This is a genomic window from Pseudomonas sp. S06B 330 (assembly GCF_002845275.2).
GTDB lineage: Bacteria > Pseudomonadota > Gammaproteobacteria > Pseudomonadales > Pseudomonadaceae > Aquipseudomonas.
In genome coordinates this window covers 596,726-614,880 of the sequence record NZ_CP088149.1, presented here as the reverse complement: position 1 = coordinate 614,880, position 18,155 = coordinate 596,726, and the positions used below count along the sequence as shown (strand labels likewise).

Sequence of the window (18,155 nt, the reverse complement as noted above, 5' to 3'; positions counted from 1 at the left end):
CGCTGATCACAGCGGTGCCAACTGCTCCATCGGCCAGCGCGCCTGCACGCTGATCGCCAGGCTTTCCTGCTGCCCCGCAGCCAACCGCTGGCAACCGGCATAAGCGATCATGGCGCCGTTGTCGGTGCAGAACTGCGGGCGGGCGTAGTAGACATTGCCCTTGATGCCCGCGAGCATCTCTTCCAACGAGGACCGCAGCGCCTTGTTCGCACTGACGCCACCGGCGATCACCAACCGCTTCAGGCCAGTCTGCTTCAAAGCGCGCTTGCACTTGATGGTCAGAGTCTCCACCACCGCCTGCTGGAAGGCTAGCGACACGTCGCAACGAGTTTGCTCGCCGTCGTCTCCAGCCTTCTGACACTGCTGCCAAGTGTTCAGGGCAAAGGTCTTGAGGCCGCTGAAGCTGAAGTCCAGGCCCGGACGATCAGTCATCGGCCGTGGGAACACGAACCGCCCAGGGACACCCTGAGTGGCCAGACGGGCGATTTCCGGGCCACCCGGATAATTGAGACCCATCAGTTTGGCGGTCTTGTCGAAGGCTTCGCCTGCAGCATCATCAAGGGTTTCGCCCAGCAGCTCATAACGGCCAATGCCATCCACGCGCACCAACTGGGTATGCCCACCGGACACCAGCAAAGCGACGAACGGAAACTCTGGCGGCTGCTCCTCGAGCATCGGTGCGAGCAAATGACCTTCCATGTGATGCACGCCCAACGCCGGAATACCCCAGGCGAACGCCAGGGCCTGGGCGCAGGACGCCCCCACCAGCAGCGCGCCAACCAGCCCGGGGCCGGCGGTATAGGCAATGGCATCAATTTCGGTAGCGACACAGTCGGCCTCAGCCAGCACCTGGCGGATCAACGGCAGCATACGCTTGACGTGATCTCGCGAGGCCAGCTCCGGCACCACGCCGCCATAGGCACGGTGCAGGTCGATCTGACTGAACAATGCATCGGCCAAAAGACCGCGTTCACTGTCGTATAATGCGACGCCGGTTTCGTCGCAGGATGTTTCTAATCCCAGTACTAGCATGGGTCTGCGCCTTGTGGAGGCTGAATTCGAAGGCGCGCATGATAGTCCCCACTCCCGGTGCCGACCAGCGGTTTTCGATCAGAGGCTTTGCATTCCGGCTGGCTAAGGGTTAACATCCGCAACCCTTAAAAACCGACGTTCTCCAGTGCACAGTTTTGCCACGAGTTCGTTGACCCCCGGTAATGAATGAAGGTAGCTCTGGATGCCAGCCGTCAAAGTTAAAGAGAATGAACCCTTCGACGTAGCTCTGCGTCGTTTCAAGCGCTCCTGCGAAAAAGCCGGTGTTCTGGCTGAAGTTCGTAGCCGCGAATTTTACGAGAAGCCGACTTCTGAGCGTAAGCGCAAAGCAGCAGCCGCTGTTAAACGTCACGCCAAGAAAGTTCAGCGCGAACAGCGCCGCGCCGTTCGCCTGTACTAATACAGACGCCCGTCGCAAGCTTCTGCCTCGCCCGGCCTAAAGCCGGGCTGCCGGCAGTCGTTGCTTGACCCTCAGACCCTCGGGTCCGAGGCGTCCCATTACCCTGGTAATGCGGACAACCTGCCTGAATCGTCAGAACTGGCCTCAACGCCAGCTGTGCACGTCATTACTGACGAGCCTTCACCGGCTACCGACGAGCACGTCTTTCCGAATTTTGTGTTACGCCATTCGACATCGCTCGAACGCGCAGCCGTTCCCGCAGCATTAGCGATTACACTTGCTTATCGCCTGATGATGAGAGTGCCATGGCCGGGCTGATTCCCCAAAGTTTCATCGACGACCTCCTCAACCGTACCGACATCGTCGATGTGGTGAGTTCGCGCGTGCAACTGAAAAAAGCCGGTAAGAACCTCACTGCCTGCTGCCCGTTCCATAAGGAAAAAACCCCGTCCTTCAGCGTCAGCCCCGACAAGCAGTTCTACTACTGCTTCGGCTGCGGTGCGGGCGGCAACGCCCTTGGCTTCATCATGGACCACGACAACCTGGATTTCCCCCAGGCTGTCGAGGAACTGGCCAAGGCCGCAGGCATGGAAGTCCCTCGCGAGGAAGGTAGCCGCGGGCAAAAGCCTCGGCAGCCCACCGACTCGCCGCTATATCCGCTGCTGGAAGCAGCCGCCGAGTTTTACCGTCAGGCACTGAAAAGCCACCCGACGCGCCGCTCGGCGGTGGAATACCTCAAAGGCCGCGGCCTGTCCGGTGAAATTGCGCGGGATTTCGGCTTGGGCTATGCCCCGCCCGGCTGGGACAACCTGTTCAAGCACTTGAGCAGTGACACCCTGCAACAGAAAGCCATGATCGATGCCGGCCTACTGATTGAAAATGCCGAGTCCGGCAAGCGTTACGATCGCTTCCGTGACCGGGTCATGTTCCCGATCCGTGACAGTCGCGGCCGGGTCATCGCCTTCGGTGGCCGGGTGCTTGGCGACGACAAACCCAAGTACCTGAACTCCCCGGAAACCCCGGTATTCCATAAAGGCCAGGAGCTCTACGGGCTTTACGAAGCGCGTAAGTTCAACCGCAATCTCGATGAAATCATCGTGGTTGAAGGCTACATGGACGTCATCGCCCTGGCCCAGCAAGGCCTGCGCAATGCCGTGGCGACCTTGGGCACGGCCACCAGCGAAGAGCACCTCAAGCGCCTGTTTCGTGTAGTGCCTAGTGTGTTGTTCTGCTTTGACGGCGACCAGGCTGGCCGAAACGCCGCCTGGCGCGCACTCGAATCAGCCCTGTCGAGCCTGCAAGACGGCCGCAAGGCTCGCTTTTTATTCCTGCCCGAAGGCGAAGACCCGGACACCCTGATTCGTGCCGAAGGCACTGACGCCTTCCGAGCCCGCATCAATCAGCACGCCCAACCCCTGGCCGACTACTTTTTCCAGCAGTTGACCGAAGAAGCCGACCCGCGCTCGCTGGAGGGAAAGGCCCATATGGCCACCCTGGCAGCACCGTTGATCGAAAAAGTGCCCGGCGCCAACCTGCGCGCACTGATGCGTAATCGCCTCAAAGAAATCACTGGGCTCGATAACCAACAGGTCGAGCAACTAAGTCATAGTGCCCCGGTTGAAGCGCCGCCCAGTTACGACCCAGGCATCGATTACGATGCCATTCCCGACTACACGCCGGATTACAGTGACTTTCACCAACCCGAGTACGCACCGGCGCAACAACCGTGGACACCGAACAAGGGCGGGAAGAAGAAGTGGGAAGGCAAACCCTGGGACAAGAAAGGCAAACCCTGGGAGCGCAACGGCCAACGCCAAGACGCCCCGCCACGAGTGCCAACCTCGGTAGAACCGCCGACCTTGAGCGCTTTGCGCACCTTACTTCACCATCCGCAGCTCGCTAAAAAGGTCGAAGATGCCGGCCACTTTGCGGCCGAAGAACACGTCTACGCCCAGCTACTGGTGGCCCTGCTCGAAGCGTTGCAAAAGAATCCTGAGCTACGCTCACTACAACTGATCGCTCGCTGGCATGGCACCGAACAAGGTCGTCTACTGCGGGCATTAGCGGAAAAGGAATGGCTGATCGATGCCGATAACCTTGAACAACAGTTTTTCGACACTATAACTAGCTTGTCCGCTCGCCAACGCGAGCGAAGCCTGGAACATCTGCTCAGGAAAGCACGTCAAAGTGAGTTGAGCGCAGAGGAGAAAAATCAGCTGCGCGACCTGTTAAGCCGGAATGTTCCCGCACAAACCCCGACCTCAACTGGCGCGTGAGGTCCTAGCTCGGGTATAATCCTCGGCTTGTTTTTTGCCCGCCAAGACCTTCAGTGGATAGGGTGTTATGTCCGGAAAAGCGCAACAGCAGTCTCGCATCAAAGAGTTGATCACCCGCGGTCGTGAGCAGGGCTACCTGACTTACGCGGAGGTCAACGACCATCTGCCAGAGGATATTTCAGATCCTGAGCAGGTGGAAGACATCATCCGCATGATCAACGACATGGGGATCAACGTATTCGAGAGTGCTCCGGATGCGGATGCCCTTTTGTTGGCCGAAGCCGATACCGACGAAGCAGCAGCTGAAGAAGCTGCGGCAGCGTTGGCGGCTGTGGAAACCGATATCGGTCGCACGACTGACCCAGTGCGCATGTACATGCGTGAAATGGGTACCGTCGAGCTGCTGACCCGCGAAGGCGAGATCGAAATCGCCAAGCGTATCGAAGAAGGTATTCGCGAAGTCATGGGCGCTATCGCCCACTTCCCGGGTACTGTCGACTACATTCTCAGCGAATACGACCGTGTGACCGCCGAAGGCGGCCGCCTGTCGGACGTGCTCAGCGGCTACATCGACCCGGATGACGGCATCGCGCCGCCGGCCGAAGTACCGCCGCCTGTCGACCCGAAAGCACCGGCCAAAACCGATGCTGATGACGACGAGGAAGAGAAAGAAAGTGACGAAGAGGAAGAGGAAACCGAAAGCGGTCCCGATCCAGTCGTTGCCCAGCAGCGCTTTGGTGCCGTTCAGGAACAACTGAACGCTACCCTCAAAGTGCTGAAAAAGAACGGTCGCCAGCACAAGGACAGCCTCAAGGCGATGCTTGAACTGGCAGAGCTGTTCATGCCGATCAAGCTGGTGCCAAAGCAGTTCGAAGTACTGGTCGAACGTGTTCGCAGCGCTCTGGATCGTCTGCGTCAGCAAGAACGCGCAATCATGCAACTGTGTGTCCGTGACGCACGCATGCCACGCGCTGACTTCCTGCGTCTGTTCCCGAGCAACGAAACCGACCAGACCTGGAGCGGCGATCTGTCCAAGCGCAGCACCAAGTGGGCGGCCGCGCTGGGCGAGAAAAACGACGCGATCGTTGCTTGCCAGCAGAAGCTGATCGACCTGGAAACCGAAACCGGTCTGACTATCGCCGAGATCAAGGACATCAACCGTCGCATGTCGATCGGTGAAGCCAAGGCTCGTCGGGCGAAGAAAGAGATGGTTGAGGCCAACCTGCGTCTGGTTATCTCGATCGCCAAGAAGTACACCAACCGCGGTCTGCAGTTCCTCGACCTGATCCAGGAAGGCAACATCGGCCTGATGAAGGCGGTGGACAAGTTCGAATACCGTCGTGGTTACAAGTTCTCGACCTATGCCACCTGGTGGATTCGTCAGGCGATCACCCGTTCGATCGCCGACCAGGCTCGCACCATCCGTATTCCGGTGCACATGATCGAGACGATCAACAAGCTCAACCGTATTTCCCGGCAGATGTTGCAGGAAATGGGTCGCGAACCGACCCCGGAAGAGCTGGGTGAACGCATGGAAATGCCTGAGGACAAGATCCGCAAGGTATTGAAGATCGCCAAAGAGCCGATCTCCATGGAAACCCCGATCGGTGACGACGAAGACTCGCATCTGGGTGACTTCATCGAAGACTCGACCATGCAGTCGCCAATCGATGTGGCCACGGTCGAAAGCCTCAAGGAAGCGACCCGTGATGTGCTCTCCGGTCTGACCGCACGTGAAGCCAAGGTGCTGCGCATGCGATTCGGTATCGACATGAACACCGATCACACCCTCGAAGAGGTCGGCAAGCAGTTCGACGTGACCCGTGAACGGATCCGTCAAATTGAAGCCAAGGCGCTGCGCAAGCTGCGCCATCCGACGCGAAGCGAGCATCTGCGCTCCTTCCTCGACGAGTGATGACAAACCCCGGCCCAGGCCGGGGTTTTTCTTTTGCGCAATCAACCGTTTTAACGCGCTCGCCAGTCCCCCCTCACAGAAATGCCCGTCTACACTCGAATCAGTTCAACCGTGCGACGAGGCCGTTATGCCCAGAATGCCGGCCCTTCTGTTGCTACTCCAATTGCTCTGGAGTGCAACGGCCGGCGCCTTGACCCTGACCGATGAAGAACAAGCCTGGCTCAGTGCTCACCCGCAGCTGCGCTTGGGCGTTGATGCATCCTGGCCACCGTTTGAATTCCGTGACCCGGACGGTCGCTACCAGGGATTGGCTGCCGACTACATTGCCCTTATTCAGGAACGACTGGGCGTGACTTTCAAGCCAATCGAACCGACGAGCTGGACGGCAGTTCTTGAGCAAGCACGCCAGAACAAGCTGGATTTACTCCCGGGTATCATGTCAACACCAGAGCGTCAGGGGTTTCTGGCCTTTTCTCGCCCCTACCTCGATTTCCCGATCGTCATCCTGGCCCATGAAGGCGGGGCGCAGCCACGCTCTCTAAAAGATCTCTACGGCCTGAAAGTTGCCGTCGTGGAGAACTATGCGCCGCATGAACTGCTGCGCACCCATCACCCAGACTTGAACCTGGTCGCCCTGCCGAACGTCAGCTCGACCCTACAGGCGCTGGCTACCGACGAAGTTGATGCGGTGGTTGGCGACCTTGCTTCGAGTATCTGGAGCTTGCGCCAGCTCAAACTCGACGGTCTGTATGTCAGCGGTGAAACCACCTACCGCTACCAACTGGCTATGGCTGTGCCACGGGAGCAGAAGATCCTGGTTGGCATTCTCGACAAGGTCATGGCCGACATGAGCCCCGGTGAAATCAGCCAGATTCAGGAGCGCTGGGTCGGTAATGTTCTGGATCACCGGACGCTCTGGTACGACCTGTTGATCTACGGCTTGCCCGGCATATTGCTGCTGGTGGCGATTCTGGGGGCAGTGATTCGAGTAAACAGGCGCCTGAGCTCGGAAATATCTCGACGAATCGCTTTGGAACAGGAGCTGCGCAGCAGCGAATATCACTACCGTGGCCTGGTAGAAAGCCTCTCGGCGATCGCCTGGGAAGCGGATGCCAATGACTTCACTTACAACTACGTTTCGCCTCATGCCGAAGACTTACTCGGATATCCACTGGACCAATGGCTGCGTCCGGGCTTCTGGCGCAGCATCATCCACGCCGATGACGCCCTCTGGGCCCAAGCCTACTGCGACAGCGAAACCGCTGCGGGGCGCGACCATAGCCTTGAGTATCGGGTGATTCGTGCCGATGGCCGTAGCCTTTGGGTACGCGATATCGTCAGCCTGATCGAACACGGGCATAAGCCGGTCATGCGCGGGCTGATGATCGATATCAGCGAAACCAAGAATGCCGAGGATGCCTTGCGACTCTCGGAGCAGAAGTTTGCCTCCGTGTTCCAGCAGTGTCCGGACATTCTGCTGATTGCCCGCCTCAGCGACGGCTGTCTGATAGAGGTCAACGAGGCCTTCGAAGAGCAAATCGGCCTGAGCGCGACCCAGGTCATTGGCCGTACGGCCAGCGAACTCGGTATTTGGGGCGTCAATGGGATCGGCCCAGAACTGCTGCTGCGCCTGCAATCGGGCAGTATCAGCAACTTGGAAACGCTGTTTCGCCGCAGCAACGGCCAATTGTTCACCGGCCTGATCTCGGCGGAGACCTTTGAGCTCGACAGCACACCGGCCCTGGTCGTCACCGTACGCGACATCAGCCAACTCAAAGAAACCCAAGAACAGCTGCAAACCTCCGAAGAGAAGTTCGCCAAGGCCTTCCACGCCTCCCCTGACGGTTTACTGCTTTCGCGCCAGAGCGATGGCTTGCTGCTTGAAGTAAACGAGGGTTTCTGCCGCCTGACCGGCTACGACAGCCATGTATCACTGGACCACACCACCCTGGACCTGGGCATGTGGGTAGACCTCAATGAACGACGGCGCTTGCTTGAACTGCTGAAAAGAGACGGCTTTGTCCGCGATTTCAGCTGCCATATCCGCCGTAGCGACGGCCAGATACGCCTGTGTGAGCTCTCCGCACGGCCACTGCCAATAGGCGGGGTCGATTGCATGTTGACCATCGCACGGGACATCACTGAAAGGCATCTGATGCAGGAAAAGCTGCAACTGGCCGCCACCGTGTTCGAAAACACGGCCGAAGGCGTATTGATCACGGACACCGAGCAACGCATCAGTGCCGTCAACCGGGCCTTCAGCGAGATTACCGGCTACAGCGAGTTCGAAGCCTTGGGGCAAACTCCGCGTCTGCTTGCCTCAGGGCAGCACGACAGTGCCTTTTACGCCGCCATGTGGCACCAGCTCACCGCTGAAGGCCACTGGCAGGGCGAAATCCATAACCGCCGCAAAAATGGCGAGCTGTACCCCAGTTGGTTGACCATCAGTGCCGTGCGCAACAGGGACCGGGGTATAACCCACTTTGTTGCGGTGTTTGCCGACATATCCAGCCTCAAGCATGCCCAGGCGAAACTTGACTACCAGGCGCACCACGACCCACTCACAGGCCTGCCCAACCGCACCCTGTTCGAGAACCGCCTGCAAGCGGCCCTCACCTGTGCCCAGACTTCCAAACGCCAAGGTGCGGTGTTGTTTTTGGACCTGGACCGTTTCAAACACATCAACGACAGTCTTGGCCATCCAGTCGGCGACCTCTTGCTCAAAGGCATCGCCCAACGCTTGAAAGAACAGGTACGCGATATCGACACCGTGGCACGCCTGGGAGGCGATGAGTTCATCATTCTGTTGCCTGGCCTGCACCAACCCAGCGACGCCAGCCATATCGCCAACAAACTGCTGACGTGCTTCAGTGCGCCCTTCCAGGCCGGGGAGCATGAGTTCTTTACCAGTGCCAGCATTGGCACCAGCCTGTATCCACAAGACGGCACCGACGTTGCCTCATTGATCCGCAATGCTGATGCGGCGATGTATCGGTCCAAGGCCAAGGGGCGCAATCGGGTCGAGTCCTATACCCGTGACCTCACAGCCCAGGCCAGCGAACGCATTGCCCTTGAACACGAATTGCGTCGTGCATTGGAGCGCAATGAACTGAGCCTGAACTATCAACCCAAGTTCAGCCTGAAAACCCAGAGCCTGGTCGGTGCCGAAGCGCTGATCCGCTGGACCCACCCGCTGTTCGGTGAAGTGCCGCCGGAACACTTCATTACCTTGGCCGAAGAGAACGGCATGATTCTGCAGCTCGGTGACTGGGTACTGGAACAAGCGTGTCGACAAATGCAGGCCTGGAAACAAACCTACCTGGCATTTGGCCCGCTGTCGGTGAATCTCGCCGGTGCCCAGCTGCGTCAACCCAGCCTGATCAAACGCATAGAGCAGTTGCTCAAGACCCACCAACTAAGAGCCGGTGACTTGCAGCTGGAAATCACCGAGAACTTCATCATGAGCCAGGCCGAGGAAGCCCTGGCCATCCTCCACCAGCTCAAGCACCTGGGCGTGCAATTGGCTATCGACGACTTTGGTACGGGTTACTCATCGCTGAGCTACCTCAAGCGCCTGCCGCTGGACATACTCAAGATCGACCAATCGTTCATTCGTGGGTTACCGGATGACCCTCACGACGCCGCCATCGCCCGGGCAATCATTGCCTTGGGACGCAGCATGCAATTGACCATCATTGCCGAAGGCGTGGAAACCCAGGCCCAACAGCAGTTTCTTGCGGCGGAAGGTTGCGAACAGATCCAGGGCTACATCGTCAGTCTGCCGCTGCCTGCTGAAGAATTTGCCGCAACCTTCCTTCGTATAGCAGTTTCGGATCTTTCGGATGGCACAGCCTGGAAACCCTCGTTATAATCCGCGACCACTGGGGCCTATAGCTCAGTTGGTTAGAGCAGAGGACTCATAATCCTTTGGTCCACGGTTCAAGTCCGTGTGGGCCCACCAAATAGAAAGCCGCGCATTGCGCGGCTTTTGGCTTTCTGGCGGCATGGCGCCCAGTTCATGCTGTTGCAGGCACAGCGTTGCGCTTACGGGCGTAAGCCAAAAAGTTCTCAATGTTGTCATTGCAGAGCAATCCAACAACTTGGGTCACTTCCTCTTTCGGCCATTCCCACCATTGCGAAGCCAGGAGTTCGGCGCGAACGCGCTCGTCAAATCGCCAACCGACCACCCGCGCAGGGTTACCCGCAACGATGGAGTAAGGCGCCACATCCCGGGTAACCACAGTGGATGCCGCAACGACAGCACCTGTTCCCACGGTAACCCCGGACAGGATGGTGCACTGGGAGCACAGCCATACATCGTTGCCGATGATCACATCTCCACGCGAGCCGCCGTAATCACTAATGTGAGCCGCCTCTGACAGCTTGGCCGGGAAAGGATAGGTGGTCACCCAATCCGTCCGGTGGTGCCCGCCCAACACAATAAGTACACCACTGGCGATAGAACTATAGGCACCTATTTTGAGGGTAGTTCCGTCCCCGAAATCCTTGACTGTCGGCAGACCATAGGTCCCTGTACCGTATGCGTACTGAGGGTATTTCTTCTTGAATACATATGCCCCTCGATCAAATTCCGGCACCTGCTTCAAGCGAGCTTTCCGGCGGCGGTTTCTTGCGTTGGGATTACCCCATTTCACATAGAAAATCACAATCAGCAACGAGCAGAGTGATAGCGCCAGGGCGATCCATTCGATCATCTTTTCTCCTTAGGGAATGCGTGGACGGTGTATTGCGCAGTCTCAGCGGCTCGCCGCTGAAAACTACATGTGTTTTCCCGCTGTGAAAACTTATAAAGTATCCGGGTTTCACCCAGCAAAGATCATCGCCAAGCGCCGAACGCCCAGTTAAGGATTTGTACAATGAACGCCTCTACAGCACGGCTGACGCCAGACGTGCCCTTCAGCGTCAGCCACTTCGATGACTGCCGCAATGCTGGCTCAGGTTCAGTGTTCATTATCGCCTCTGGCAGCTCGGCAAAAGACTTCCCGTTCCAGGCATTCGCCGATATTCCGATGATCACGATGAACGGCGCGATCTCGATGTTCATCGATACACCGATCAAACCGTTCTTCTATGTCTGCACGGACCGAGATTTCTCCAACCAACAGCCCGAGCTGTTTGCCCAAGCCATGCACAGAAGTGAACGAGTCGCGCTCTGGGAGGATCACTACAACAGCGCCCAGGTTACAACCAGCGGCGAGTTGTACTTTCTGCGCAAGGCGCGCAAGGCAAAGTTTTCCGACCTGTTGCGCAAAGACCACGAACTGATCCGCAACCGGCCCTTTCCAGGCACACGCAAAAAGCCGCTGGGGTTCAGCAAGAACCTGCACCGCGGCTTTTTCGACGCCCGCACCGTGGCGTACGTAGCGCTGCAGATTGCCTACCATGCCGGCTTCAACAAGGTCTTTCTGGTGGGTGTGGACCTTAACCAGAACGCTGGCAGATTTTACGAAAAACTGCACTCCAAGCTGTCACCGTGCGGCCTGGACCAACACTTCGACTCTAGGATTCTGCCATCTTTCGAGTTGATGGCCGAGTCGGTCGTAGGGAAGGACTTCGCGGTCTACAATTTGTCGCCCACGTCCCGCCTTCCGCGCTCGGTCATCCCCTATAAAACCCTCGATGAAGTGCAGGCATTGGTTCACGCAGGTTGATAGTGGCGCAGTGACTGCCGGACGTGCCAATGGCTTGTTCGGCAACCAGCGCAGTGGATAGGCTAGCGCTCTTATTTCATCCGTCGCACTGCGCGGCGTTCGCCAGAGAGTTCCCATGTCCGACAGCCGTCCCGTCGCCCTCGACGAAATCGACCGCCAACTGATCTCGCTGTTACAAATCAACGCCCGCGAAAGCGTCGCCATGCTTGCCCGGCAACTGGGCATTGCCCGCACCACTGTGACCTCGCGGCTGGCGCGTCTGGAAAAGACCAAGGTCATTAGCGGCTACGGGGTACGCCTGGGTCAGCGATTGATCGATGGCGGTCTGCAAGCCTATGTCGGGATCAAAGTGCAGCCACGCTCAGGCAAGGACGTGGTGCGCCGGCTCAGTGCCATGGGCCAGGTTCAGCAGCTGTGTACGGTAAGCGGTGAGTTCGACTATGTCGCCTGGCTACGCAGCGATTCGCCAGAACAACTGGACCAGTTGCTCGACCAGATTGGCAGTATTGATGGCGTGGAAAAAACCACCACCTCAATCATCCTCAGTAGCAAGGTAGATCGCGGCCAACCCGTCTAACGGTAAAACAAGGTCGTCAATATGACAAAGAAACCATACAAACTGACATCCAATACCAAAAATAGACGACACTCTGCTTCTTAATTACGTAAGCATCACCCTCTAAACTGACCGCCAGCGTTTTCCTATACTCAAGCTCCGCATCCTGCGCAGCCCTGGCAAGGTCACCCATGAACAAGAACAATCGCCACCCCGCCGACGGCAAAAAACCTGTCACCATTTTCGGCCCGGACTTTCCCTTCGCCTTTGACGATTGGATTGAGCATCCAGCCGGCCTGGGCAGCATCCCAGCCGCACGTCATGGCGAAGAAGTGGCGATTGTCGGTGCCGGTATCGCAGGCCTGGTGGCAGCCTATGAGTTGATGAAGCTAGGCCTCAAACCGGTAGTCTACGAAGCGTCGAAGATGGGTGGACGCCTGCGCTCGCAGGCCTTCGAAGGCACCGACGGGATCATCGCAGAACTGGGTGGCATGCGCTTCCCGGTGTCGTCCACAGCGTTCTATCACTATGTCGACAAGCTGGGCCTGGAGACCAAACCCTTCCCCAACCCGCTGACCCCGGCATCAGGCAGCACGGTCATCGACCTGGAAGGCCAGACCCATTACGCCGAGAAACTCTCCGACCTGCCCAAGCTGTTCCAGGAAGTCGCCGATGCCTGGGCTGACGCCCTGGAGGATGGCGCCCGCTTCGGCGATATCCAGCAAGCCATTCGTGATCGCGATGTAGCGCGCCTCAAGGAGCTGTGGAACACCTTGGTGCCACTATGGGATGACCGCACGTTCTACGACTTTGTCGCCACCTCCAAGGCCTTTGCCAAGCTCAGTTTCCTGCATAGGGAAGTGTTTGGCCAAGTTGGTTTCGGTACCGGTGGCTGGGACTCGGACTTCCCCAATTCGATGCTGGAAATCTTCCGTGTAGTGATGACCAACTGCGACGACCACCAGCACCTGGTGGTCGGCGGTGTCGAGCAGGTACCGCTGGGTATCTGGCGCCATGTCCCTGAGCGTTGCGCCCACTGGCCCGCAGGTACCAGCCTCAGCACCCTGCACCGTGGCGCTCCGCGCCCGGGAGTCAAGAGCATCGCCCGCGACGCCGATGGACGCCTGGCCGTAACGGACAACTGGGGTGATACCCGCCACTACGCCGCGGTACTTACCACCTGCCAAAGCTGGCTGCTGACCACCCAGATCGAATGCGAAGAATCACTGTTTTCGCAAAAGATGTGGATGGCCCTGGACCGTACCCGTTACATGCAATCATCGAAGACTTTTGTGATGGTCGATCGCCCCTTCTGGAAAGACAAAGATCCAGAAACCGGTCGCGACCTGATGAGCATGACCCTGACTGACCGCCTGACTCGCGGCACCTACCTGTTCGACAACGGTGACGATAAGCCGGGGGTCATTTGCCTGTCTTACTCCTGGATGAGCGATGCGCTGAAGATGCTTCCGCATCCGGTAGAGAAGCGCGTGAAACTGGCCCTCGACGCGCTGAAGAAGATCTATCCGAAAGTCGACATCGCCGGCCACATCATCGGTGATCCGATCACCGTGTCCTGGGAGGCCGACCCGCATTTTCTGGGCGCGTTCAAAGGTGCCCTGCCGGGCCACTACCGCTACAACCAGCGCATGTACGCACACTTCATGCAGCAGGATATGCCCGCCGAACAACGCGGTATTTTCATCGCTGGCGACGACGTATCGTGGACCCCTGCCTGGGTCGAAGGCGCGGTGCAAACCTCGCTCAATGCGGTGTGGGGTATCATGACTCACTTCGGTGGGCATACCCATCCGGACAACCCAGGCCCCGGCGATGTGTTCGACGAACTCGGACCAATCGCCCTCGCCGACTGACGGGAGTAACGTCATGCGCATCGCGTTGTATCAAGGTGCTCCGCAGCCATTGGATGTACCTGGCAACCTCGAGCGCCTGCACCAGCAGGCGCAATTGGCAGCCGCCCGCGGCGCCGATTTGCTGGTATGCCCAGAAATGTTCCTGACCGGCTACAACATCGGCAGCGAAGCCGTTGAGCGCCTGGCCGAGCCCGAAGATGGGCCTTCGGCCATGGCCGTGGTGGAGATCGCCCAGAGCAATCGTATCGCCATTGCCTATGGCTACCCAGAACTGTCCGAGGACGGCCGGGTGTATAACGCCGTGCAATTGATCGACGCCCACGGCAGCAGCCTGTGCAACTACCGCAAGACCCATTTGTTCGGTGGCCTCGACCGGGCAATGTTCAGTCCCGGACCCGACCACTATCCGGTGGTGGAGCTGAACGGCTGGCGCCTGGGCGTACTGATCTGTTACGACATCGAGTTTCCGGAAAATGCCCGGCGCCTGGCGTTGGCGGGTGCTGAGCTGATTCTGGTACCGACGGCCAACATGGTTCCCTACGATTTCATCGCCCAAGTGACCGTTCGCGCTCGCGCCTACGAGAACCAATGCTACCTGGCCTATGCCAACTACTGCGGCGCCGAAAGCGAAATCCACTACTGTGGGCAAAGCAGCATTGTCGGCCCGGACGGCAGCATCCTGGCCATGGCCGGGCGCGACAGCACCCTGCTGCAGGCCGACCTGGAAATACAACGGGTACATGAAGGACGCGCCAACACGCCTTACCTGCACGACCTGCGCCCTGAGTTGTATGGCACTCCGCGTGATCGCGAATAATCCGCTAGCATGACGGTTCGCGCTGCAACGGAACCGTCATGCCCAGCTCTGTGCAACACCTCACTCTCGCCAATGGCCTGCACGTCACCCTGCGCCATGCCCCGCAGCTAAAGCGTTGCGCGGCCGCCGTAAGGGTCATGGTCGGTAGTCATGACGCCCCGCGCGCCTACTCTGGGCTCGCACACTTTCTCGAGCACCTGCTATTTCTCGGCACAGAGCGTTTTCCCCTCGACGATGGCCTGATGCGTTATGTGCAACGGCACGGTGGCCAAGTCAATGCCAGCACCCGTGAGCGCACCACCGATTATTTCTTCGAGGTCCCGCAAGCAGCATTTGCCGGCGGCCTTGAGCGCTTGTGCGAGATGCTCACGCACCCGGTTCTGGAGCAGCAACGGCAGGTGCGTGAACGCGAAGTGATCCATGCCGAATTCATCGCCTGGTCCCGCAATCCCCAGGCTCAGGCGCAGTTCGCTCTGCTGCAACGGGTTTCCAAACGCCATCCCCTGAGTGCTTTCCACGCAGGTAACCGCTACAGCCTGCCCGTGCACAGTCGCGACTTTCAATCCGCCTTGCAGGGCTTCCACGAACGCTATTATCAGGCAGGGCAAATGCGCCTCAGCCTGAGTGGACCGCACAGCCTGACGGAGCTTGAGGCGCTGGCTGTCAGTGCGGGAGGCATCGTTGCCACGGGTAAAAGGATCAGGCAGGCAACACCGACAGCACTGACCGATAACAGCCTCGTGCCGCAACTGGTCGGCCAGCAGCTTGAGCTGCTGCAGGCGGTGGAACAACAACCTGCCGGTATGGAGCAGGCCATTGACTATCTGGCCACCTGGTTGACCGACGCACGGGACGGCGGGCTGCTGGCAGCGCTTCGTCAGCGCGATTGGTTGCATTCAATGGCGTTCTCGCCGCTGTACTGCTTTGCCGGTCAAGCGCTACTGCATACGCGCCTGAAGCTCAACGATGCAGCTGTCAGCGACCAGGCCCAGGCGTTGCTGCAGGACTGGTTGAGGTTTTTCCGTACTGCCGAGCGCAGCGCGCTGAACCGGGAATACGCACGCTTGCAAGCCTGCCGCGAACAAACCGCGACAGCGCTAGACCTGGCATGCCGTGACAGTGCCTCTCGGCCTTATCAGGCCCTCAGCGCCGACGCCGAGCAAGCCCTGGACAGTGTGCTCGATAGCCTGCTCGATCACAGCGCGTCATGCACTGAATTCTGGTCTCTACCGGCGCCAGAAACGTTGCTCGACACCCTCGTACCCGACAACAGCAGCACCCCAGTGCCCACTGGCGTATTTTTGAGCCCGCTATTGCCGCCCTCACGCGAGCACGCTGTCGTCTATTTGCGCTGGCAGTTCACTGCGACCGTGCCCGATCAACTCTGGCAGGTCCTCGACCGAGCGTTGCAACCCTTGCGTGAGCGCGCGGCTCGGGTTGGCGTTGCATTGCAATTCGACACCTATGGCGAGATCTGGCAATTACGTTGCGCTGGCGCAGCGGACGCGATGGTCAAGGTGGCCCGTGAGGCCCTGACGCTGCTAGTTCACCCTGACGCTGCCAGCTGGGCCGAAAAGTCCGCGGTTGAATCCGACGCCATGCCGATTCGCGCGTTGCTTCGACAGCTTCCCGAACGCTTGTTAGGTCAAGACCGTGCTGCCTTGCCCACATCCACCTGCAAGCCCGGCGACCTACAAGCCTTATGGGCACAGGCCCGATGGCAGGCCATGGCCACTGGGCTCAACGAACCATCGCAGCAAGCGTTAAATCGAGTCCTGCAGTCTGTTCCTGGGCATCCAGGCGCACATCGCCCAGTGCAGCTCGGCGCTGTGCGCCGCTGGCAATTCCTACCGCCATTGGCCAACGAACACGCCCTGTTACTGTTCTGTCCACTACCTGACGAAGCCTGTGCCCGCTTGCTGGCACAGCAGATCCAAGGGCCGTTCTATCAGCGTCTTCGGGTTGAGTTACAACTGGGCTACGCCGTCTTCAGTACCTTTCGTCAGTTGCATGGCTGCAGTGGCCTACTCCTCGGAGTGCAGTCGCCCAGTGCCAGCCACGAACAGATCCTCACCCACATCCATGCGTTTCTCGCACCTTTGCCATCCACCTTGAGCTGTAACACCGAGGCCCAGCAGGCGCTCGCCGAGCAGCTCAGTGAGGCGACCATGAGCAATGACGACGTCGCGGAATGGGCGTGGCAGGCACAGTTAGCCAAGCATAGCAACGCATGCCTGAGCGATCTGCAAGCAGCGATTCTCAGTATTGACGATACAAAACTACGGGAATGCGCCCACGCTCTAATCCACGCCAGACAGGGTTGGCTGTGCCTGGCCAATGGCCTAGCCCCACAAGGCGCTGGCTGGACAATGGCGTGATTCTTACCTGATGTGTAACGGCGTTTATCGTAGATTTAACCATTCGGTTCGTATTTTTTTAGTAAGATAGCGCAATCTCAGCTAATGGAACCCCGCATGCCGTGGGGTGGACTAACAACTAGCTGTCTAACCCAAGCCCCATCCGGAAGGAGTAATCCTATGTGGACAAAACCTGCATTCACTGACCTGCGTATCGGCTTTGAAGTGACCATGTATTTCGCAAGCCGCTGAGTTTGCTTGCGGTACAACGCCTCGGTCAGCCGGGGCGTTTTTATTTCAAGACGCGGCAGGAGTGGCCATGTACATCCAGATTCTAGGTTCCGCCGCCGGTGGCGGCTTCCCGCAGTGGAACTGCAACTGCGTGAACTGCAAAGGCTTTCGCGAAGGTACCTTGCGCGCCTCAGCGCGGACCCAGTCGTCGATTGCCCTGTCCGACGACGGTGTCCACTGGGTGCTGTGCAACGCTTCGCCCGATATCCGTGCACAACTGCAGAGCTTCGCGCCCATGCAGCCTGCGCGTGCGCTGCGTGACAGCGGCATCGACGCCATTGTTTTGCTCGATAGCCAGATCGATCACACGACCGGCCTGCTCAGCCTGCGTGAAGGCTGTCCGCATCAGGTCTGGTGCACAGAAATGGTCCACCAGGACCTGAGTACCGGCTTCCCACTGTTCACCATGTTGAGCCACTGGAACAGCGGCCTGCAGTGGAACCGCATCGAGCTGGAAGGCAGCTTTATCATTGAAGCCTGCCCGAACCTGCGCTTCACCCCGTTCCCGTTGCGCAGCGCTGCTCCGCCTTATTCACCTCACCGCTTCGATCCGCATCCTGGCGACAACCTCGGGCTGATGGTCGAAGACCTGCGCACTGGCGGCAAACTCTTCTACGCCCCAGGCCTGGGCCAGGTCGACGACAAGCTGCTGCAAATGATGCGCGAGGCAGATTGCCTGCTGGTCGACGGCACCCTGTGGGAGGATGATGAAATGCAACGCCGTGGCGTCGGCACACGCACAGGCCGGGAAATGGGTCACCTGGCGCAGAATGGCCCGGGGGGCATGCTTGAAGTGCTGGAAGGCTTCCCTGCTCAGCGCAAGGTGCTTATCCACATCAACAACACCAACCCGATTCTCGATGAAGACTCGGCCGAACGTGCCGAACTCGACCGCCGTGGCGTTGAAGTTGCCTTCGACGGCATGAGCATCACCCTCTAGCAGGAGC

The 18,155-nt window shown here is 58.8% G+C and carries 13 protein-coding genes and 1 tRNA gene; 12 read left to right on the top strand and 2 right to left on the bottom strand.

The window, feature by feature from the left end:
* Positions 1 to 6: 6 nt before the first annotated feature.
* Complete coding sequence (tsaD, locus tag CX511_RS02840; RefSeq protein WP_101293368.1) at positions 7 to 1,032, bottom strand: tRNA (adenosine(37)-N6)-threonylcarbamoyltransferase complex transferase subunit TsaD; 1,026 nt, start codon at positions 1,030 to 1,032, stop codon at positions 7 to 9.
* Between the two features lie 202 nt (positions 1,033 to 1,234).
* Here tsaD and rpsU point away from each other — a divergent pair, with 202 nt between their 5' ends.
* The 5 genes from rpsU (at position 1,235) to CX511_RS02815 (ending at position 9,602) form a co-directional block, all read left to right on the top strand.
* Positions 1,235 to 1,450: a 30S ribosomal protein S21 gene (rpsU, locus tag CX511_RS02835; RefSeq protein ID WP_002551877.1), complete on the top strand. Its 216-nt coding sequence runs from the start codon at positions 1,235 to 1,237 to the stop codon at positions 1,448 to 1,450.
* A gap of 305 nt (positions 1,451 to 1,755) precedes the next feature.
* Positions 1,756 to 3,726 carry a DNA primase gene (dnaG, locus tag CX511_RS02830; protein WP_045180475.1) on the top strand — a complete coding sequence of 657 codons (1,971 nt, stop codon included), beginning with the start codon at positions 1,756 to 1,758 and terminating at the stop codon, positions 3,724 to 3,726.
* Positions 3,727 to 3,793: 67 nt separating this feature from the next.
* Positions 3,794 to 5,641, top strand: a complete 1,848-nt coding sequence (rpoD, locus tag CX511_RS02825) for an RNA polymerase sigma factor RpoD (RefSeq protein ID WP_045180478.1) — start codon at positions 3,794 to 3,796, stop codon at positions 5,639 to 5,641.
* A gap of 127 nt (positions 5,642 to 5,768) precedes the next feature.
* Positions 5,769 to 9,512 (top strand): bifunctional diguanylate cyclase/phosphodiesterase, encoded by a 3,744-nt coding sequence (locus CX511_RS02820; protein ID WP_101293369.1) that lies wholly within the window; start codon positions 5,769 to 5,771, stop codon positions 9,510 to 9,512.
* A gap of 13 nt (positions 9,513 to 9,525) precedes the next feature.
* Positions 9,526 to 9,602, top strand: a tRNA-Ile gene (locus CX511_RS02815).
* Positions 9,603 to 9,657: 55 nt separating this feature from the next.
* Here the strand turns inward: CX511_RS02815 and CX511_RS02810 are convergent.
* Complete coding sequence (locus CX511_RS02810; RefSeq protein ID WP_231353415.1) at positions 9,658 to 10,353, bottom strand: CatB-related O-acetyltransferase; 696 nt, start codon at positions 10,351 to 10,353, stop codon at positions 9,658 to 9,660.
* Between the two features lie 165 nt (positions 10,354 to 10,518).
* Between CX511_RS02810 and CX511_RS02805 the strand changes: the two genes are divergently transcribed.
* The 7 genes from CX511_RS02805 (at position 10,519) to pqqB (ending at position 18,148) form a co-directional block, all read left to right on the top strand.
* Positions 10,519 to 11,313: a WaaZ-like lipopolysaccharide core biosynthesis protein gene (locus CX511_RS02805; RefSeq protein ID WP_045180540.1), complete on the top strand. Its 795-nt coding sequence runs from the start codon at positions 10,519 to 10,521 to the stop codon at positions 11,311 to 11,313.
* 115 nt (positions 11,314 to 11,428) lie between these two features.
* Entirely contained in the window at positions 11,429 to 11,890 is a 462-nt protein-coding gene (locus CX511_RS02800; protein WP_045180543.1) for an Lrp/AsnC family transcriptional regulator, read from the top strand.
* Positions 11,891 to 12,060: 170 nt separating this feature from the next.
* Positions 12,061 to 13,743 (top strand): flavin monoamine oxidase family protein, encoded by a 1,683-nt coding sequence (locus tag CX511_RS02795; protein WP_101293370.1) that lies wholly within the window; start codon positions 12,061 to 12,063, stop codon positions 13,741 to 13,743.
* Positions 13,744 to 13,756: 13 nt separating this feature from the next.
* Positions 13,757 to 14,560: a carbon-nitrogen hydrolase family protein gene (locus CX511_RS02790; protein WP_045180549.1), complete on the top strand. Its 804-nt coding sequence runs from the start codon at positions 13,757 to 13,759 to the stop codon at positions 14,558 to 14,560.
* A 38-nt stretch (positions 14,561 to 14,598) separates the two neighbouring features.
* Positions 14,599 to 16,938: a pyrroloquinoline quinone biosynthesis protein PqqF gene (gene pqqF, locus CX511_RS02785; RefSeq protein WP_101293371.1), complete on the top strand. Its 2,340-nt coding sequence runs from the start codon at positions 14,599 to 14,601 to the stop codon at positions 16,936 to 16,938.
* 159 nt (positions 16,939 to 17,097) lie between these two features.
* Complete coding sequence (pqqA, locus tag CX511_RS02780) at positions 17,098 to 17,169, top strand: pyrroloquinoline quinone precursor peptide PqqA (protein WP_010209364.1); 72 nt, start codon at positions 17,098 to 17,100, stop codon at positions 17,167 to 17,169.
* 67 nt (positions 17,170 to 17,236) lie between these two features.
* Entirely contained in the window at positions 17,237 to 18,148 is a 912-nt protein-coding gene (gene pqqB / locus CX511_RS02775) for a pyrroloquinoline quinone biosynthesis protein PqqB (protein ID WP_045180554.1), read from the top strand.
* Positions 18,149 to 18,155 lie beyond the last annotated feature (7 nt).

Excerpts from the sequence above, each read along its gene's own strand:
- CX511_RS02790 (WP_045180549.1), top strand. The coding sequence starts at position 13,757 with ATGCGCATCGCGTTGTATCAAGGTGCTCCGCAGCCATTGGATGTACCT.
- CX511_RS02820 (WP_101293369.1), top strand. The coding sequence starts at position 5,769 with ATGCCCAGAATGCCGGCCCTTCTGTTGCTACTCCAATTGCTCTGGAGT.
- pqqF (WP_101293371.1), top strand. The coding sequence starts at position 14,599 with ATGCCCAGCTCTGTGCAACACCTCACTCTCGCCAATGGCCTGCACGTC.
- rpsU (WP_002551877.1), top strand. The coding sequence starts at position 1,235 with ATGCCAGCCGTCAAAGTTAAAGAGAATGAACCCTTCGACGTAGCTCTG.
- CX511_RS02805 (WP_045180540.1), top strand. The coding sequence starts at position 10,519 with ATGAACGCCTCTACAGCACGGCTGACGCCAGACGTGCCCTTCAGCGTC.
- CX511_RS02800 (WP_045180543.1), top strand. The coding sequence starts at position 11,429 with ATGTCCGACAGCCGTCCCGTCGCCCTCGACGAAATCGACCGCCAACTG.
- dnaG (WP_045180475.1), top strand. The coding sequence starts at position 1,756 with ATGGCCGGGCTGATTCCCCAAAGTTTCATCGACGACCTCCTCAACCGT.
- CX511_RS02795 (WP_101293370.1), top strand. The coding sequence starts at position 12,061 with ATGAACAAGAACAATCGCCACCCCGCCGACGGCAAAAAACCTGTCACC.
- pqqB (WP_045180554.1), top strand. The coding sequence starts at position 17,237 with ATGTACATCCAGATTCTAGGTTCCGCCGCCGGTGGCGGCTTCCCGCAG.
- rpoD (WP_045180478.1), top strand. The coding sequence starts at position 3,794 with ATGTCCGGAAAAGCGCAACAGCAGTCTCGCATCAAAGAGTTGATCACC.
- tsaD (WP_101293368.1), bottom strand. The coding sequence starts at position 1,032 with ATGCTAGTACTGGGATTAGAAACATCCTGCGACGAAACCGGCGTCGCA.